The sequence below is a fragment of the Pengzhenrongella sp. genome (genome assembly GCF_036565025.1).
Classification (GTDB): Bacteria; Actinomycetota; Actinomycetes; order Actinomycetales; family Cellulomonadaceae; genus Pengzhenrongella.
Genome location: NZ_DATCNW010000285.1, coordinates 1 through 18,870, shown reverse-complemented (window position 1 = coordinate 18,870; position 18,870 = coordinate 1). Strand labels below are relative to the sequence as shown.

The window sequence follows — 18,870 nt, the reverse complement described above, 5'->3', positions numbered from 1 at the left end:
GGCTCTGGTTGACATAGAAAAGTTGTCGGTGAGTCCGGCAGAACGAACCGTCGCCCGCCTGCTGCGCGACGTCGACGCCGATCCGGACGCGGTCGCCTTCTACTCGGTCGGTCTGCGCTCGCACGCATACAAGCAGCAGGCCGAAGCAGACTTTGTGATCCTCTGGCGCGGGACGGTCGTCGTCGTGGAGGTGAAGGGCGGGGGCGTCCGCAAGCACGACGGAGTCTGGTACTCAGTCGACCGCCGCGGGGACTGGAACAAGTTGACGAGCTCGCCGATGGAGCAGGCGCGCTCGGCTGCCTATGCCCTCAGGGACATCCTGAAGGAGCAGGGCGCCGGATGGTTCGCCCACGAGGCTGTCGTCGTGACCCCCGACATCGACGGACCACCAGACGCTGTCGGCTGGCTCCCCACGCACTGGTTTGCCCGTGACCGGACAACCGCCGACGGTCTAGCGAAGGGCCTCGACGCGGTCGTGGCTGGCGGCCGTCAGGCGCCTTCCGGACAGAAGCTCGCGCGGGTGGACGAGCTTCGGACCCGCCTTTTCGGTGAGTTCACCCGGATGCCTGTCGTCGACGCGCAGCGCGGCGCCGTGATCGAGGAGCAGAACCGTGCGACGGCTGGCCAGGCGCGCGTCCTTGCGTCCTTGGCGCGGAACCAGCGCGTGCTCGTGTACGGCGGCGCGGGGACGGGGAAGTCGCTCGTGCTGGTCGAAGCTGCCAAGCAAGAGGCGGATCAGGGCCGCACCGTACTGGTCACGTTCCGCTCACCGTCCCTTGCCCAATACTTCGCACCGCACCTCGGCGACCGGCCGGTCGACGTCGTGCCGTTCGAGCAGCTCGACGCTGCAGGTCGCTACGACGTGGTGCTGGTGGACGAGGCACAGGACCTGATGTTCCCCGAGGCCATGGACCGTATCGACGCGGTGGTCGTCGGGGGGCGGGCCGGGGGTCGCTGGCGGATGTTCCTCGACCCCAACAACCAAGCACATGTCGACGGCGCCTATGACGAGGATGTCGCGGCACTGGTCGTGGACGAGGCCATGACAGTCGACCTCAACCTCAACGTGCGCAACACCCGAGCAATCGTCCACGTCGTGCAGGAGTACCTCGGTGCGGACATCGGCGACCCGGGAATCGTGAATGGTGAGCGAGTTCGCTGGCACACGACCGACGGCCCCGTCGCGCTCCCTGACGGAGAGGCCGTCGCCGCCGAGTTGGCCTCTGAGGGAGCTCGTCGGGGCGACATCTGGATCATCGACCCTTGCTCCGTCGAACCGCCGTCGACGACGCCGCAAGGATTCGTCGTGACCAGCCCCCGCTTCGCCAAGGGACTCGAAGCCGAGCATGTGGTGGTGTGCGGTCTGCCCGCGACGTTCGACGATCCCGGGACCGCAGCCCTCTACGTCGCCGTCACAAGAGCCCGCGTCTCTTTGCATCTCCTCGTGTCCAAGGAAGACACGCGACGCCTCAAGCAACTCGTGCGGCAACGGATGGCGACCAAATGACCCTCACCCGTGCGCAACATCTGGTTCTGGAGCATCTCCGTTCCGCCTACGTCGGGCCCGACGGCGGCGACGACGAGGTCGTCACGAATCTGCCCAACAGGCAGTACGCCGTAGGCATGCTCTTTCCGCGGGAGGTGGCTCCTCCGGTCGAGGACGAAGGTGTCGTGCTGGACGAAGTAGACGAGGTCGACGTCGACGCTGCTATCGCGTCAACCGGAGAGCTCGAGGAGGCCAGCGCTGGCGTTCCGATCGCTGAGGACTGGCGGCCGTCGTCAATCGCGATCTCCTTCGTCACGGACCGACCCTCGGTCCGGTGCGACCTCACCGGGGCGACCTACCGCGCAGTCGAAGGGGACGGACCGCCAAGCTGGCTGCGCTTGCCGTTTTGGTTCCAGGACCTCGACCTGGCTCGCGAACAGCAGCATCGCGAGCGCGCGGCAGGCAACGTGCCGATCGAGGTCGGATCTCGCTGGAGAACGTTTGGCGACGCGTTTCTCGTGACCGTTCACGTGCGTGTCCTCGCCGCCGCGTCCGGGGAGGCCCGAATGGATGCCGCCAATATGCTGTACCAGGTGCGACTTACCGTCACGCCTCAAGAAGGCGGTTCGATTCGTGAGTACGACACGCACTCCTCATTCGACATTGACGACGAATCAGCCGAGCTTCGTCTGCGGTACCGCAAGCGAAAAGTCTTCGCGGTCGGCCACGGAATGGCCGCAGACTGGGACCTGACCGAACGCGGGCGCTGCACCCGGGTGTGGCTCGATCCGGTGCCATCTTTCGTAGTGCCCGCCGTCGAAACCACCGCCTTCGAAGAGTCGGCGGCCGAGGCGCGGGCCCTGAGCCTCGCCCACCTAGCCCGTCTGGACTCATCGCCGCGCGAAGTTCTCGCGTCGATGGATGCCTTCGTCGACGCCTTCGCGACCTGGGTCGCAGCAGAGGCGGATCGGGTTGATTCGTTCGGTGCCGACGCACTGGTGGCAGAGCGGATCGTCGCGCGCTCGGAGTTCGCTCTGCGGCGTATGCGGGACACCGTCGCCCTCCTCCGGAGAGACGACAAAGCTGATCTGCGGTCGGCGTTTGCGATCGGCATGGCGGCGATGCGCTTGCAGATGTGGCAGTCGGCGCTCGCTCGGGGCGACGTGGACCCGGAGCCCAGGTGGCGCCCGTTCCAGTTGGGGTTCCTGCTCGTCGCCCTGGGCTCGACAGTCGACGAGAGCCACGTCGAGCGCGAGCTTGTCGACCTGATCTGGTTCCCGACCGGCGGTGGCAAGACGGAGGCCTACCTCGGGCTCGCCGCTGTCGAGATCTTCCGTCGTCGGATCGTCGACGGGGCCGGCGGTGCGGGCACGGCGGTACTGACTCGGTACACGCTCCGGTTGCTGACGGCGCAGCAGTTCCAGCGCGCGGCGTCGCTCGTTTGCGCCATGGAGATGCTTCGACGGTCTGATCGCATCGGTGACCCGCGAGCCAGGGGCATGGTGCCCTTCACGATCGGACTGTGGGTGGGCAACGACGTGACCCCAGGTACGAGGAAGGAGGCCAAGGCCGCGCTGGAGCGCCTCTACAAGGCAGCGCGCCCTGAGGAGGCGAACCAGTTCCAGTTGGAGAGCTGCCCGTGGTGCGGCTCTGCACTGCTGCCTTCCGCGCGATCATCGACGTCGAGCGAATACGGCGTCAGGCTTGTCGGCCGCGACGTCGTGATCCACTGCCCCAGGTCCTCGTGCGAGTTCAGCGACGAACTGCCGGTGGTCGTCGTCGACGAGATGCTCTATGACAACCCGCCGACGATCCTTCTCGCCACGGTCGACAAGTTCGCCCGCCTGCAGTTCCTTCCGCGTGCCGGGCGTCTCCTTGGTTTGAGCAGCTCGTTCCGTCCGCCGTCGATGATCATCCAGGACGAGCTGCACCTGCTGTCGGGGCCGCTGGGAACCACGGTCGCGGTCTTCGACGCGGTCATCCAGATGCTGATCGCGGCGGGCGGTGGGACGCCCAAGATCATCGCGTCCACCGCGACGATCCGGGCGTCAGACGAGCAGGTTCAGGGACTCTACGGTCGCGCCGTCGCCCTGTATCCCCCGTCCGGTCTCGACGACGACCGCACCTACTTCTCCAGCCCCGTCAGGAGCGGTGAAGGTCGGCTCTACCTCGGTCTCATGCCGCAGGCGCTCTCGCAGATGTCCGCTACGGTCTCCGCTGCCTCACCGCTGATCGAGATCCCTGGAGTACTCGCGCAGCACGAGGACTCGGGTGTCGACCGCGACGCCTACTGGACCGCGGTTATGTATCACAACAGCCTGCGCGAGCTCGGTCGCACGGGAACGCTGGTCGTCGACGACGTGAATGGCCGACTCGAACCCAGGGCGGACCGGCTCGGACTTGCTCTCCGAACGGTCCGGGCTGAGAGGGTTCTCGAGCTCACAAGCCGGCGCGGGCCGGAAGAGCTTCCCAACGACCTGCGTGAACTCAGACGCAGCGCGGACGACTCCGGCCAGGCGGTAGACGTCGTACTTTCCTCGAACATGCTGTCGGTGGGCATCGACATTCCCCGCCTTGCCCTGATGCTGATGGTCGGGCAGCCCAAGACGACCTCGGAGTATATCCAGGCCACCAGCCGCGTCGGCCGCGGCAAGGTGCAAGGCGTTGTGACAACGCTTTTCCGGTCGAACCGCGCTCGCGACCGTTCTCATTTCGAGACCTTCCGGGGTTACCACGAGGCGCTTTATCGCAGTGTCGAGCCGACGAGTGTGACCCCATGGTCGCTCGCGTCACGCGAGCGCTCACTCGCGGGAGCCCTCGTCACCCTCCTCCGGCATCTGGGTCCGAACCTCGCGGACAACGACGCCGCCGCCCGGTTGGACCTCCAGGACCCGGCACAGCGGACGTCGATCGATGCACTCGTCGCGCGGTTCGTCGAACTTGTGGAGCGGTCTGACCAGGTGGAGGCAGAAGACACGCGCGAGCGGGTCCGGGTACTTCTCACGCAGTGGGACCGGCGTGCGCGAAGCGCCCGAGAGTCGGACGGGCCCCTGCTCTACGAACGGCACAAGCCGGACGAGAACTCGCTGTTCAGGCGATTCGGTCAGCAGGGCGAGGGGTGGCTCGTCGCTGACTCCATGCGGTCGGTCGAAGCGAACGTGGCCGTTGACGTGCGCGAACCTTTCGAAGGAGGTCACGGTGGAACGGATAAAGCATGACCTCCGCCTGTCCGAGACAGTCTCCCCGTTCGGTGTGGGCGCAATCGTCGACATCCGAGGTGAGTCTCTGATCGCTCCTGACACATCCTGGTGGGACAAGAGGTTCGCTCCCGAGATCCATTGCGAGCGGCTCGTGGAGCGGCTCGGCTCCGGCGTCCTGCGGGAGGCGCCGACCCACCCCGATCGTGCAGGCAAGAACACGGTCGGCCTCCTCTACTGGCGGTTTCCCACCTGGCGGTTCTGCGAGCGGTGCTCTCGGTTATCGCAGCAGACCGGTCGCAACAAAGGAAAGTGGATCAACAAGTGCGATTGCGGCGGGGCGCTGGTCCCAATGCGCTACGTCGCCGTCTGCGAGAAGGGCAGCCACCTCCAGGACATCCCGTGGTTCAAGTGGGCCCACCGGGGCCACGATGGCGGTGTCACCGAGTCGGTGCGCCTGTGCCGCGCGTACAAGGAGCTACGGTTCGTCCGCTCCGCCAGACATGGCGAAGGACTCAAGTCGCTACGCGTGGAGTGCGGCGCGTGCGGCAGGTCACGGTCTCTCTCCGACCTCGTCATGAAGAGCGCGCTCGAACGCGACGGGATCCGTTGCAAGGGCGTCCAACCCTGGCAGGAGCCGAAGCCTGGAAGCGCCTGCGATCACGCTCTTGTCGCCACGCAGCGCGGGGCCACCGGCAACTACATCGCCGACCGCATCTCCGCTCTCGACATCCCCGAGGAGCAACCGCGTTCCGTCGAGATCGCCGATGCCATCCGAGGTCACATGTTCTTCGACAAGGTCGTTGCCGACAACGGTGGGCCGCAGGCGGAGGTCGTTGCTGGATGGATTGCCGCCGAGCTCGGGGTCACAGCCGAGGAAGTCCTCAGGGGCGCTGCGTGCGGCGGCGAACCTGCCGACGACGTGCTGCTCGACCTCAAGGACGGCGAGTGGGCAGCCTTCCTCAAGAAGCTCGCCTCGCCGGGTCGGGATCGGAGCGAAGGCGACTTCGTCGTCGACAGCTGGAGCGTGAGTGGTCAGAACGGGGTGCCCGTTACGCTCGCGAACAGGTTGACTGCGGTAGGTCAGGTTCGACGCCTTCGTGAGGTGCGTGCGCTGAAGGGCTTCAGGAGGTACGCCGCCGATGCCGACATGATCCATGCCGACCTATCCATCGACGGGAAGCGCAGGCCCGTCTACCCGGCGGTCGAGATGTATGGGGAGGGCATCTTCCTCCAGTTCAACGAGTCCTATCTCGTCGAGTGGGAGAAACGTCCCGAGGTTCAGGCCCGTGCCGCCATCTTGGCTGGCCGACGCGCGGATTCGGTGTGGGCCCTACGGCTCGACGTGCCGGAGCCACGCTTCGTCGCGCTGCACACCATCGCGCACCTGCTGATCCGTCGGCTGGCCTACGCCTCTGGGTACTCGTCGGCTTCGCTCCAGGAACGCATTTACGCGAACACCGACCGTCCGGACCACACCGCGGGCATTTTGGTCTACACCGCAGCGGGGGACGCCCAGGGAACCCTCGGTGGCCTCGTCCGCCTGGGCGCCCCAGAAAAGTTCGTCCCGCTACTACTTGCCGCGCTCGACGACGCCGACGTGTGCTCGAACGACCCGGTGTGCATCGAGAGCGACCGCCAGCGTGCATCAAGCCTGAACCTGTCGGCCTGCCACGGCTGCTCGCTCGTCAGTGAGACGTCGTGCGAGAGCGCCAACAGGCTCCTCGACCGCCAGCTTGTGCTCGGGGGCAGCGCGGTGACCGGGCTCCTGGACGGGGTTCTGGATGACATCAGGGCGCGCCCATTGGTGTGAGCGCAGAGGGGTCGCGGGCCGAGGTTGGCGGCCGGCCTGCTATGACGACGGTCTCCACCGTCTCGGCTACCAGCCGCGCGTCCTCGTGCTCCCAGAAGCGAAGAACCGTCCAGCCGCTCGCACGCAGGACTCGATCAGTCTCCGCATCGCGCTCGGCGTTGCGTCGCAGTTTCACGTCCCACCAGGCCGAGTTCGCGCGAGGCCGCGTGCCGTGCTCTGGGCAGCCATGCCAGAAGCACCCGTCTAGGAACACGGCGACTTTGGCTCGGGTGAACGCTACGTCAATGCTCCGCCTGGACATGCCCGGGACCGGGTAGGTCACGCGGTAGCGCAGCCCACCCCTGTGAAGCAGGCGGCGCAAGTCAAGCTCTGGCTGGGTGTCTCGGCGGCGCGCGAGACTCATCCGACGGCTGACTTCCGGACTCGACGCACCGGGATGTGGTCCGACGACAAGCATTCTGCAACGCTACCCGGCGGGAGGCGGGGGCCCTGCGATCAGCAGCTCGCGATTTCTTTGTGAACCACGTTTCTGCAGGTCAGTAGTAGGCCGGCGGTCCAGTAGACTGGCGTGATGGGATCGAAGGACTCAGCCGAGAAGCCAATCACGGTCCTGGATCTGTTCGCTGGATGCGGCGGGCTCACAGAGGGGTTCCACCAGTTCCGACCGGCGGGCGCGGACGTCCCGGCGTTCCGCAGCGTCGGTGCTGTCGAGTGGGAGCCCGCGGCCGCCGCCTCGTATGCGATGAACTTCGGAGCCGGATCTGAGCGGCCCCAGCACTACGACCCGCCAGAGATCATCTGTCGCGACATTGTGAGCTGGCAGCCCAAATGGGGACGAGGCGAGGTCGATGTTGTTGTTGGAGGCCCGCCGTGCCAGGGATTCTCCGGGCTCAACCGGCTCAAGGTCCGCGCCGGACGAAACGAGCTCTGGCAGGAATTCATCCGGGTGGTCGTCGTCCTACAGCCCAAGGTGTTCGTCATCGAGAACGTCGACAGGTTCGTCCGCTCAGTCGAGTTCAACGACCTTAAGGACAGGATCGGCAGCGGAGACCTCACCAACTACAAACTCGTCGAGGCGCCGGGCGCCGAGGTGAGTGACACAGACTGGCAGCGCGCGAGACGCTACTTGCTGAACGCGGCGGACTACGGTGCGCGACAAGCACGCCGGAGGGCGATCGTGATTGCGGTCCGCACCGACGTCGAACCGCTCCCAGACCAGATGCGGTATCCGGAGCCGACACATTCGCGACACTCGCTTTCTGAATCCAAGCTTAGCGGGCTGGATCTGCCACTTGATCACCTCCCGTGGTCCACAGTTGACGCTCTGTTTTCCGAGACAGCAAGGTTAACTCTCGAAAGCACGGAACTCCCTGCTGATAGATCAACGACTATTGAAGGCATCCCGGGCAAGTTCGCAGGACCGTTCGCCACGACGGAGTTGCACATCACGCGCAAGCCGGAGGCGATCTCCCGCGCTCGCTACAAGGCGGTTCCACCAGGAGGGAATCGCAAGGATCTGCGCGGGCGCTTCCTGTGTCGCACTGACGGCGGCGCGGAGATGATCATCGAGAAGGTCGGCAGTTTTCGGAACGAAGACGGGATACTCGAGCTTCTTGGTGCTCACAAGATCGTAGAAAATGGATTCACAACGTCAAGGAGGGTCTCAGTTCGGTCATACGAAGTCGAGCAAGCCAAAGAAACGGGTAAGTCTGGCCGCAGCAAGTCAGAGGCATTCCGCATTGTGCTCCGTGAGGGCGAGACGACCGGCGGAGCCACGCTTGAGTACTTGTCAACCCGAGCATGGGACGACCACGACGCGGGTGCGGGCGATGTCATGGGGCGTATCCGGAACGGACATCCGTCCGTGACGATCCGCACTGAGTTCTTCAAGCCGGAGAAGGGTCGCTACCTGCACCCCTTGGAGAATCGACCCATCACGCACTACGAGGCGGCGATGCTGCAGGGCTTCCCCAAGAATTTCCTGTGGTGCGGGTCGAAGACGGAGATTGCAAAGCAGATAGGCAACGCCGTCCCGGTCCCGCTCGCCATGAAGATCGCGGAGTCTGTCTTCGCCTATCTACGGCCCTCCGGGCCTTCGGCTCACGCGGGCATTGCCACCGACGCCGTGCTCGGGGGCCAGCCCTGACGCAGGCCGTCCGGGGCGAGTGGAAGGGCAATGGTCAGCGTCGAGCAGCCCACAGGTACGGCCATGTCGACCTTCACCGCCGGGAGCGCCGGAGCCTAACTAGCACCGACCTGGTGGGTCGACCGACGAAGAGCCAGCGACCGCAGAACGGTAGAGTTTGAATTCGCAAAACGGTAGTGCAGGCCGTTGAAAACGGGCTCATGTCGACGACTCCTGCCCGCCGCAACGACCCGGCAGATGCTCGCGTCGGCTGCCTCGTCACGGTTTCGCCGATGCGGTTCGAAATCAACTCCGTCCCAGCCGCTCCTATGCACGTCTTGCCAGGCCACTAGTGCGCGCCCTGCCGTCCGCGCTAGTTGAAGACGTTCCCCTTCGCGTCCTTCAGTACCCCGATCACAGCCCCGTGCACCTTCACGACGTCGTCCTGCACGAACACCACCAGGTCGCTCACGTCGCACCGCCGCGACAGATCGATCCGCACCGCGACATCCCCCGTAGCCAGCCGGTGGTCCACCGACCCGACCCGCTTCGCGCCGGCCTCGCTCGGCATCCAGGCCACGGACTTGTCGGGCACATTCTTCTCACGCATCAGCCCCGCGCCCGTCCAAATGTCGTCGACGAACTGAATCGCCGGGAACAGCGCGCCGCCGAAGTACGCCACGTCGGACACCGTCGCGCCGTCCGTGTACTCGCCGGTCCGGCGCACCGCGCGGGGCGGCAGCTCGAGCTCGCCCTGGGCCAGGGCCATCTCGATGCGGGTTCGGGCCCTGCTCGTCGCGTACTCGGCCGCGCGGCCGGCGTAGAAGAAGTCCCACAGCAGCCCGCGCGGGCTGGTCGGGCTGGTGAGCGTGTCGAGATCGGCCGACAGGTGTCCGCCCTCGCGGGCGAGCCGGACGTGGGCCTCGTACGCGTCGACGCCACTGTCGAACGCCCGGTTCGCCCAGCCCCGCGAGGTCAGCACCTCGATCGCCCGGGCCCGCACCACGGGGCTGACCTCCAGGACCTTGTCGGGCGGCACCGCCACGGCGACCGCAGCCGGCAGGTGGGTGAGGGTCTCCAGCGCGGGCCCGTGCACCCCCGCCGGCTGCGCGTTCCACGGCCGGTGCAGCACCGACCCGATGATCTCGGCCCACTCGTTGAACGCCGAGCCGAGCAGCTGGAGCCGTCGTGCCTCGCGGTTGGCCACGACGAACCGTTCCGCGGTCTCCCGGCGCCTGGCGAGCTCGTGCTGGACCTGCCACTCGAAGTGGCGGACCGCCTTGTAGTAGACGTGGTTGAAGAACACCCCGAGGGCCAGCGCGATGATCAGCATCCACTCGATGGTCTTCACCAGGTCGGACGCCGACATGTGGTCCTGCCGGTACGGCCAGTACCAGAGCGCGGCCGAGAACACGACGACGCCGACCCCGAGGACGCCCCATGCGGTGATCACGTGGCGCAGCGCCCGCTGCACAGCCTCGACGGCCGGCTGGGTCGTCGCCGTCGCGGACGCGTACGAGGTCGCGGCCTCCCGCAGCCGTCCCTCGGTCCGGGTCGCCAGGCTGTCGCTGACCCGCCAGGCCAGCGAACCTCGGCGCGCCTGGATCCACTGCTCGAGCGCCGCGACCTCGTCCTTCGCCAGCGCGAGCGCCGCCTCCGCCTGAGCCTCGGCGGCCTCGGCGGCGTCAGCGTCGCCGTCGGCGGCTGGCGCCTGCGCCACTGACGCCGCGACCGCCGCCTTCAGCTCGCCCATCGACGCGACGGCCAACGGCGCGTCGCACGCCCGGATCTCCACCCGACCCGACGTGATGAACCGGTCGTGCGGATCGGGCACCACCGACGACGGCGACAGGAGCTGCGGCTTCCCGGCGATCTCCGGCACCTCGTACGAGCCCGCGAGCTCGGACCCGTCCACCAGCCCGAAGCACGAGCGCCGCAGGTTCGCCCAGGTCAGCGGGTTGGGCGCCGCGACGCTGCCGCCCTCGGCGACCAGCATCTTCTCGCGCATCTCCCCGGACTGCGTCTCGAAGAACGCCCGGTTGCGCCGGACGATCTCGTCGATCGAGCTCGGCCGGAACCGCACCACCTGGTCGCCGTCGTGCCCGATGATCGCCCCGGTCGCGGCGTTCTCCACGACCCGTCGGCCCCGGCCGGCGAGCACCCGGAACGCCGCCGCGAACAGCTGGGCGTTGAACAGTGCGGCGTCCCGGAACGCGGCCCGGAAACCCCGTTGCACCCGCGTCGGCGCGGGCCGGGCAGCGGGCACCCGGACCACCCAGTCACCCGTCGCCATGGTCTCGGCGAAGACCGCATCGACGACACCGCCCGGCTCGGGCGCGGGCCGGGCCCAGTTCACCGTCCGCGCCGGGGTCGTCGGGTCGATCACGATCGACGCGCACACGGCGTCCGCCAGGTCCTGCGCGTCGTTGCTGTGCACGATCGCCCGGACGGTCTGGCGCACGACGGCGACGGCGGTGTCCTGCACGGTCGAGTCGGTCTCCTGGAAGTCCAGGCCGCCCCGGTCGATGCCCGGCCACATGGCCGCGACGGACGCAACGGCCGCCGCCGCATGCCCGGTGTAGTTGGCTCCCGCGCGCACGAAGATGCTCGCCCGGTCCAGGTCGGGCCGGTCCTCCGCAGCGACGACCGCGTTCGCGTTCCAGCCGGGCAGCAACGCGTCGACGGTGACCCCGCTGACCCCGCTCACCGGGATCAGCACGTTGTACGTGCGCAGCGCCGTCCCCGGCCCGCCGTCGTCCATCGGCCGCGGGAGGGAGGACGTGAGCAACCCCTCGAGGGTCCGCCCCAGCTCGGGGAGTTCCCGCGCCTGGTCGTCGCCGGTCACGATGAACTGGGCGACCACCAGGCGCACGGTGTCCAGGCGGCGGATCCCGATCACCTGGAACAGGTCGGCCCGGTGGCTCCCGCCCGGCCCGACGACGGTCGCCACGACCTGCGGCGGGCCGTTGGTGAGCGTGACGTCGCCCGGACAGACCCAGGCCGACTCGCCAACCAGGCCCGCCGTCGCCCAGTCGGCCACGACGGCCTTGACCTCCAGGGCGACGGCGCTCCCGTCGGTGACGATCACGCTCAGGTGGGACATCAGCCGAACTGCCGGTTCACCGAGGCGGGCGTCACGTGCCGCACCGCGCGCTGGAGATCCGCCAGCGCCGCGATGATGTCCGCCCGCAGCTCGTAGGCGGCGGGCACGTCGAACACGTCGGTGCGCGCGTCCACCTCCTTGAACAGCCCCGTGTACGACTCCTCGATGACCGCGAACCGGTCCTCGATCGCGTCCCGACGCAGCTGCCACTCCTCCCGGGCGGGGCCTGCCGATGCGGGCACGGGCGGCGCGCCCACGGCCGCCTTCGCCTCCAGGATCCAGGCCTCGAGCTCCGTGGCGGCCCGCTTGTACTCGTCCAGACCGCCGTCGGCACCATCCCGGCCGAGATCACGCAGCCGGGCGTAGGGCTTGACCGGATCGAGGCTCTCGCGCGTGTTGACGTCCACCAGCGCGAGCAGCACCGAGGTCAGCGCCACCGGAAGCGCGTCGTAGCGCTGCGGTGCGTCCGAGGACAAGAACGGGCTCGGGAACTCGAAGACCCGGCCCGGCGCGCCGTTCTCGGCGGGCACGAAGATGGCCGCCCGGCTCGTCTCGAGCTGGAGCTGCCCGAGCACCCCGGCGGTGAACCACCCCCGGATCATCGCCTTGCGGACCTCCGGCGCCATCGGGAGGAACTCGGTCAGCGGACGGGCCCGACGCCAGCGCCAGAACTCCGTGCGCTGGTCTGCCTCGCCACGCGCGCCCCACTCGCTCGCGATCGGCTTCATGATGCTGTCGAAGACGACCGGCTCGAGCGGCATGCCCAGCACGCAGAACACGTCGATGCCCGCGGCGTCGCCGTCGCCCAGGGCCTGCTCGACCTCCTGGTCCCACAGGCCGCGGGCCTGCAGCACCCGCTTGACGGTCGCGCGCCCTGGGGACTTGTCGGGGAACGGGATCTCGGTGAAGTACGTCTTGAACGGGGCCGCGGGCACGCCGTGCACCAGGGTGAGCACGCCCGGGTTGATGCTCACCAGCGGCGCCGCCGCGTTCAGGGCCGCGATGAACTGGCCCTCGAAGCGCCCCATCCGCTCGGCGTGCTGGTCCGGGTCCGTGCGGGTCGGGTCGAGGTAGTCCTTGAGGGTCTGGCTGGAGTACGCGCCGATCGCGGTCCCCTTGCGCGTGATCCACTCGTCGGCGCGCGCGAGCAGATCGCTCGCCCCGAGGCGCACCTCGAACCGCGCCCGGCTCGGCGCGTCGCCGCCGCTGGCGTGCAGGGTGTGATCGCGGGGTACCCAGCCCAGGGTGAGCGCGACGAGCTCCTGCGGGCCCTCGTCGACCTCCTCGCCGCCGAGCATGACCTGCATGATCGCCACGGGTCGCGCCCCGCCGCGCCGGTTCGCGTCCACCGTCCGCACGATCAGAGTGTCGAGCGCGTCCGGGTACGCCGCGACCGGATCGACCAGGAACTCGTTGGCCGCCGGCCGCAGCCGTTCGGGCACCGAGCCCTCCACCGGCCAGGACGTGATGCTCGACGTGCGCCCGTCACTCGACGGCAGCTCCTCCTGCGCCAGAGCCGACGACGCCGAGCGAACCGCCGTCGTCAGCGGCTCGATCACGTTGTCGACGAGGTCCGGGATGAGGTCGGCGGCGAGCTCGCGCAGGGCCTCCTCCTCCATCCACAGCAGCAGCTGGACCGCGCGCTTGACGGCGTTCTCGATCGCCGGGTTGTTCCGCATCAGGGTGTCGGCATTGCCGAGCTCGGCGGCGAAGGACTGCGTGTCCGCGGCCCAGCGGCGGTAGCTCTTGGCCTCGGTCTCGAGCTCCTCGCGCACCTGGCGCAGCTCGGTGCTGAGCTGGCCGAGCATCTCGGCGGTCACCGGCGCGCCGTCGGTCGCGATCGTGGTGGCGACCAGCCGGACCAGGTGGGTCTGGATGTGCTGGATCCAGTCCCGGCCGCGCTGCAGGCGAAGGGTCCGCTGCTGGTCGCGGAACTTGGCCTCGCGGGCCTGGACCTCACTGAGGATCCGCTGCCGGACCACGCTGAGCGGCTGACCGTTCTTCTCGCTGATCTCGCCGGTGATCTTCGCCGAGATCTCCGCAGCGAGCGCCCGCGCGTCGTCCTTCTCGCTGAGCGGGCGCAGGGCCTCGAGGATGTCGTTGTTCGCCTCACCGCGCTCGTCGAGCCCGGACCTGGTGAGGAACGCGCTGAACCGCATCTCGGCGACGTCGGCGATGAGCTTCTTGTTGGTGCGGTCGTCCTGCGCGCCGCGCTGCTCCTCGTGGCGGCGCAGTGCCCGGTCCACGGCCTGCCGTGCGAGGGCCTGGCCGGAGTAGTCGCGGAACCGGTCCCGGCCCAGCCCGACCCGGGAGGAGCCCAGCGCGGAGAACGGCGTCTCGGTGCCGGCGAGCTTGAGCGGCAGGCGATCGTCGACGTTCTGCGCGACCGCGCTCCAGTTGCCCTGGATGTACGCGCCCATCATTCCCTGCAGCGCGTGGCTGGTCACCCAGGCGCCGATCGAGCGGCCCATCGCGCGGTAGATGTCGTTCTGGGTCCCGAACGAGACGTGCTCGTTGCGGTTCCCGACCAGGAACGGGTAGCGCGGCCCGAGCCGGTTCGCGGCACCCAGCAGCACGCCGTGCTTCGCAAGCAGCGCGGCGGTCTGCTCGGACGGCCCGTCGCTGTTCCAGTAGCCGGAGAGGATCTCCGAGAGGCAGGCGAGCGCGTTCGGCCGCACCCCACGACGCTGCTCGGGCGGGATGTAGTCGAAGACGTCCGGCGCGTACAAGAATCCGATGCTCTCCCCGGTCCAGGGCGAGCCGAGCGAGCGGATCGCGTCGCACACGTCGATCACCGCGCCCGCGCCCGACCCGCCCGCGATGGAGGAGATGACGACGACGACCGGGTCCTCCGAGGTGGACTCCGGCGTCCCGCCGAGCGCGCGCGTGACGCTCTGCAGCTCGCCCATCACCTCGGCGCCGCTGAGCGCACGCTGGCAACGCTCGAGCGCCGATCGCACCCGGTCCATCCGGGCCACGGTGATCATCCGCCCGAGCGAGCGGTACTGCCCTGCCCCCTTGCTCACCGGCACGTTGACCTTCGTCGGGTCCGGGCGCCAGCCCGCGATGGTGTCCGACATCGGGGTGCGACCCGTCCCGGCCAGCGCGTTGTCAATCACGCGGTACGTCAGCCCGTCCGCGACCAGCCCCTGGTACTGATCCGCCGGCAGGTGCGCGGGCAGGTCGGGCTCGCTGCCGTCCGCGTGCGTCGGCACGTCGATCTGAAGGAACTGCCACGCCGCGGGCAGGTCACCGGTCCAGCCGACCTGCGCGAGCCGGCGCTGCAGGTCCTCCCGGACCACGCGCAGCGTCTTGCCGCCCGAACCGCCGACACCTACGAGCAGGAACGGTCGCAGCATGGTGATCTCCTTGAGAGTTCGAACGGGGTCAGAAGGTGAGGGGCGGCGGCGGCGGAAGCTCGTCGTCGGACGCGCGGATCGGCTTGTTCACGTTCGGGCTCGGCGGACCCGTCGGTCTCCCGCCGCGAGGCGGTGCCTCGGGGTTGGGGAGCGACCAGTCGGTCCGTGGCGGCGCCACGTGCGCGGCGGCGGCGTCGTCCAACAGCGACGACGGCGGCGGCGGCTTTTCCGCCGGCACCCGGGCGACGGGCCCCGGCGCGCTCTCGGGCTTCGAAGGCACCAGTCCCCTCGGGCCCGCCTCGGCGGCGGTGCGCTCGGCGCGGGCCGTGGCGACCTTCGCCCGCACGGCCTCCCAACCGGTGAACCGGAGGAGCTTCTCGGCGCGGGACTCGATGATCTCGCGCAGGCCGAGGCCGGGTCGTTCGTCGTTGACGAACACCAGGTGTCCGCGGACCTCCGATCCGGCGTCGCCGGGTTCGACGAGGAGCACCCAGCACTGCTCGAGGGCGGTCAGGACCGGGGCGCGCACCCCGCGCGCACCCGTGTACTGACCCGTGCCGGACACGACGACCCCGCCGCCCTCCGCGGTCGCGTGCGCGGTCGGCTCGCCCAGCGGCCACAGCGGCAGCGAGTGCGCGAACCGGACGCCGCCCGCGCTGAACGCGCGCCGACGCACCGTGCCCAGACCGACCGGCTGGAAGTCGTCGGGTTCGATCAGCACCGACGACCCCGATCGCCGCGACTCGATCCCCGCGGCCGTCAGCGTCACCGGGATCGACGCGACCCGGGTCAGCTCGGTCAGCCGGAACCGGCCGATCCACCAGTTGCCGATGAACAGCAGGGCGAGCGGGACGATCAGGGCGAGCGCGACGAACGCCGCGACCAGCGCCCAGCGCAGCGGCTCGTCGACCGGCCGGGTCATCGAGCTCGTCACCGGCACGCGAACCGAGACCTTGTCGCCGGCGGTCTCGCCGGTCAGGACCACCTTCAGGTGCCCGCTGATCTGCCCGTCGGCGAGCGCCTTCGGGGTCAGCGTGAACGTCCAGTCCTGGACCCGACCCTTGGCCACCTTCACGCACGTGGCGTCCGGCGCCAGCTCCAGGTGCCCGGCCTGCTTCGGCCCGAAGACGTCGCCGCCGGCGAGGCACGCCGTCGTCGTCCCGCGCGCGGTGCCGTGCAGCCTCAGGACGCCGGACGCGCCGTCGGCGGTGGTGATCCGCGGCAGGACCAGGGCCGTCGGGGTGAGCGTCGGGTACGTCGGGGGCAGCCGCGTGGGCAGCACCACAGACGCCAGGACGGGCGCGAGCGGGATGCCCGACGGCGTGCTGGTGGCGGTCGCGGTCGCGCTCATCGTGAGCTCGGTCGGCGCCCCGTCGCGGGGCAGGGTGACCACGCCGTCGAGCACGCCGCCGTCGCCGACCGCGAGCGGCACCTTGGCCGTGCCGGCGCGCAGCTGGACGTCCATGGCCTGGTACCAGTCGGGGGAGACCGTCAGGCCGGCGACCGTCGCAGTGACCGTCACCGGCGAGGTCTCACCGATCAGCACCCCGGTCGGCGCCGCGATGGCCAGGCGCGCGCCCCAGAAGTAGTAGAGGTCGACAGCGACCGGGCTCGGCTTGCCGGCCTTGTCCCGCGAGGTGACGGTCCAAGGGCCGACCTGGGCGCCGTCGGCCTTCGCGAAGGCGACGGTCGCCGTGGTCAGGCCGGCTCGGGCGCTGACCTTGAGCGTCCCGCCGGGGACCGCGGAGGTGCCCGCGGCCAGCGGGATCGCCCTGCCGTCGGGGCCGGAGATGGCGATCCGAGCGGTGTCGTCGGCGGAGTCCACGATGATCTGGAAGCCGGCGATGCCGCGGTCCACGGCGAACTTGGCGACACCGTTGACGCACTTGTTGGAGGGGCACTGCACCGACCAGGACTGCGACCCGCCGCCGATCAGCGCGCCGACCCCGGCGAACACCCGGCGCAGGGCGCTCGCGTTGTCCGCCCGCAGGTAGGCGCCGACGGCGGCGTCGCTGCGCACAGGCGTGCGCCCGCACGTGGCCCCCGCACCGGAACCCTCCGCGACGGACCGCAGCCGTTCGCGCTGTGCGGCGGTGACGCTGCTCGGCTCGTGGAACAGCGCGAGGGCGATCACGGAGATGTGCGCGGCGCGGACGCCGTCGGCGATCCCGTTCGCCGCGCACAGCTCCGCGAGGGCCGGACCCTCATCGCCGCGCACGTCCAGCGCGCCGTCGGTGAACCAGAGGATGACCTTGCAGCTGGCGCCCGTGAGCTGGGACTCGCGGGTGTCGAGGGTCGAGCGGGCGCCGGTGAGCGCGGCGCGGTAGTCGGTGTAGTCGCCGCGATTGCGGTTCGGCAGCTCGGCCGAGCTCACCGCCTTGAGGTGCGCAGCGTGCAACGCGTCCAGCCCCTGCCAGGAGACCAGCGGCGTGTAGCCCTCGGCGAACAGCCCGAGGTTCGCCTCGACGTCGAGCTTTCCGTTGGCGCCGGCCCGCAGGTCCGCCAGGACGTCGATCGCGGAGTTGATCCCGTTCACGCGCTGATCGGTGGGGTCGGTCTCGCGCAGGCTCCCGGACTCGTCGACCACGATGCTGACCAGCAGGTGGTCCGCGCTGGCCGCACAGCCGGCGATCTGCGCCATCGCCCGGTCGCCGGTCGGGGAGAGGTCCTCGGCCGCGGCGGGGCCGGCCACGCCGGCGAGAGTCGCCGCGAGGGTCGCGCCGAAGAGGCACAGCCCGATCGCCACGCCCGCGAGGCGCCCGGTGCCTCTCATCGCTTCGCGATCTCGGTGGCGAGGAAGAACGCATTGCCGAGCCCAACCAGCAGCCCGAACCAGAGCACCACGCGGGCCGCCGCGGCGAGCCCCGGCCGCGGTTCGAACCACAGGCTCTGCTCCGCCTGCTGCTTGCGCATCCGGTGCACGACGACGAGCAGCGAGACCCCGATGGACCCCGCCAGGTAGCCGAATCCGGTCAGTCCGAGGGAGGTCCGCTCGTTGCCGAGGATCGCGAGCACGAGGATGGCCGCGGAGACCGCGGCGCACGCGGTCGCGCCGAGGACGGGCCAGCGTGCGGGTCGGACGGTGTCGGCGGGCACGGTGGCCGGCGCTGACGCGTCAAGATTCGTGAACGTGCCGCTCATCCAGCAACCCCCTGCTGCTGCGACGTCACGGGCGGCGTCGTCTTCGTCGCCCAGATCGGCCGGCAATCGCGACCCTAGCCAGGGGCGAGGACCTCGGTACGGGCATTGGGCGATTCGTCGCTTATCGGCAACGGCTGATCGGAACATTCACCCAGGGCCGTATCGCGCCAGACACAACATCGGTGCCGATTCGCGAGGGTTCACGTGCGCGACGCCTCCCGTTCATCGAACAGGCGTCACCTCGACCCGTTGGGGTGTGACCTTGGCACATTGCGGGACCCCCGCTCGATCCACATCCCTCAAGGAGTCGTCCGTGAGTCGCAGACGCACAGCCCGTCGCATTGCGGTAGCCGGGGCAGCCCTGGCCCTGGCCTGGTCGATGGCACCCGCCAACGCCGCCGAGCTCTCGACCATCGACCCGGCGCCGTCCCAGAACGCCGCCACGACCACACCTATCAAGCATCTCGTGGTGATCTACCAGGAGAACGTCTCGTTCGACCACTACTTCGCCACGTACCCGAACGCGACCAACCCGCAGAGCGAACCGAGCTTCACTGCGGCAAAAGACACTCCGACCGTGAACGGGCTGAACGAGAGCCTCCTCGCTCCGAACAACCCCAACTCCGTTCAACCGTTCCGCCTCGAC

10 protein-coding genes are annotated in these 18,870 nt (G+C 69.2%); 5 read left to right on the top strand and 5 right to left on the bottom strand.

Going from position 1 to position 18,870, the window contains the following annotated elements; genetic code table 11:
* Positions 1-28: 28 nt before the first annotated feature.
* Genes VIM26_RS16625 through VIM26_RS16615 form a run of 3 tightly spaced genes read left to right on the top strand, consistent with a single transcriptional unit; the run spans position 29 to position 6,496 of the window.
* Positions 29-1,507, top strand: a complete 1,479-nt coding sequence (locus VIM26_RS16625; RefSeq protein WP_331953167.1) for an NERD domain-containing protein — start codon at positions 29-31, stop codon at positions 1,505-1,507.
* Positions 1,504-4,704, top strand: a complete 3,201-nt coding sequence (locus tag VIM26_RS16620) for a helicase-related protein (RefSeq protein ID WP_331953165.1) — start codon at positions 1,504-1,506, stop codon at positions 4,702-4,704. Before VIM26_RS16625 ends, VIM26_RS16620 begins: the two co-directional genes overlap by 4 nt.
* The gene (locus VIM26_RS16615) at positions 4,685-6,496 is read left to right on the top strand and encodes a DUF1998 domain-containing protein (RefSeq protein ID WP_331953163.1); all 1,812 of its coding nucleotides are present in this window, start codon (positions 4,685-4,687) and stop codon (positions 6,494-6,496) included. Before VIM26_RS16620 ends, VIM26_RS16615 begins: the two co-directional genes overlap by 20 nt.
* On the opposite strand, the gene VIM26_RS16610 is transcribed toward VIM26_RS16615, so the two are convergent.
* A complete protein-coding gene (locus VIM26_RS16610) occupies positions 6,474-6,899 on the bottom strand; it encodes a very short patch repair endonuclease (protein ID WP_331953187.1) in 426 nt (141 codons plus the stop codon). The genes VIM26_RS16615 and VIM26_RS16610 overlap by 23 nt on opposite strands.
* A gap of 168 nt (positions 6,900-7,067) precedes the next feature.
* Here VIM26_RS16610 and VIM26_RS16605 point away from each other — a divergent pair, with 168 nt between their 5' ends.
* A complete protein-coding gene (locus tag VIM26_RS16605) occupies positions 7,068-8,642 on the top strand; it encodes a DNA cytosine methyltransferase (protein ID WP_331953161.1) in 1,575 nt (524 codons plus the stop codon).
* Positions 8,643-8,994: 352 nt separating this feature from the next.
* Here VIM26_RS16605 and VIM26_RS16600 read toward each other — a convergent pair whose 3' ends face one another.
* From VIM26_RS16600 to VIM26_RS16585, 4 genes are read right to left on the bottom strand one after another with little or no spacing between them, the layout of a single operon-like run.
* Complete coding sequence (locus VIM26_RS16600; RefSeq protein WP_331953159.1) at positions 8,995-11,724, bottom strand: hypothetical protein; 2,730 nt, start codon at positions 11,722-11,724, stop codon at positions 8,995-8,997.
* A complete protein-coding gene (locus VIM26_RS16595) occupies positions 11,724-15,083 on the bottom strand; it encodes a tubulin-like doman-containing protein (RefSeq protein ID WP_331953157.1) in 3,360 nt (1,119 codons plus the stop codon). Before VIM26_RS16595 ends, VIM26_RS16600 begins: the two co-directional genes overlap by 1 nt.
* A 28-nt stretch (positions 15,084-15,111) precedes the next feature.
* Positions 15,112-17,856: a VWA domain-containing protein gene (locus VIM26_RS16590; protein WP_331953155.1), complete on the bottom strand. Its 2,745-nt coding sequence runs from the start codon at positions 17,854-17,856 to the stop codon at positions 15,112-15,114.
* Entirely contained in the window at positions 17,853-18,224 is a 372-nt protein-coding gene (locus VIM26_RS16585) for a hypothetical protein (protein WP_331953153.1), read from the bottom strand. The genes VIM26_RS16590 and VIM26_RS16585 overlap by 4 nt, the downstream gene beginning before the upstream one ends.
* 313 nt (positions 18,225-18,537) lie before the next feature.
* On the opposite strand from VIM26_RS16585, the gene VIM26_RS16580 reads away from it, so the two are divergent.
* Positions 18,538-18,870 (top strand): alkaline phosphatase family protein (locus tag VIM26_RS16580; RefSeq protein ID WP_331953151.1); only part of this gene is annotated, 333 nt, incomplete at its 3' end.

Excerpts from the sequence above, each read along its gene's own strand:
- VIM26_RS16620 (WP_331953165.1), top strand. The coding sequence starts at position 1,504 with ATGACCCTCACCCGTGCGCAACATCTGGTTCTGGAGCATCTCCGTTCC.
- VIM26_RS16610 (WP_331953187.1), bottom strand. The coding sequence starts at position 6,899 with ATGAGTCTCGCGCGCCGCCGAGACACCCAGCCAGAGCTTGACTTGCGC.
- VIM26_RS16605 (WP_331953161.1), top strand. The coding sequence starts at position 7,068 with ATGGGATCGAAGGACTCAGCCGAGAAGCCAATCACGGTCCTGGATCTG.
- VIM26_RS16600 (WP_331953159.1), bottom strand. The coding sequence starts at position 11,724 with ATGTCCCACCTGAGCGTGATCGTCACCGACGGGAGCGCCGTCGCCCTG.
- VIM26_RS16595 (WP_331953157.1), bottom strand. The coding sequence starts at position 15,083 with ATGCTGCGACCGTTCCTGCTCGTAGGTGTCGGCGGTTCGGGCGGCAAG.
- VIM26_RS16590 (WP_331953155.1), bottom strand. The coding sequence starts at position 17,856 with ATGAGAGGCACCGGGCGCCTCGCGGGCGTGGCGATCGGGCTGTGCCTC.
- VIM26_RS16585 (WP_331953153.1), bottom strand. The coding sequence starts at position 18,224 with ATGAGCGGCACGTTCACGAATCTTGACGCGTCAGCGCCGGCCACCGTG.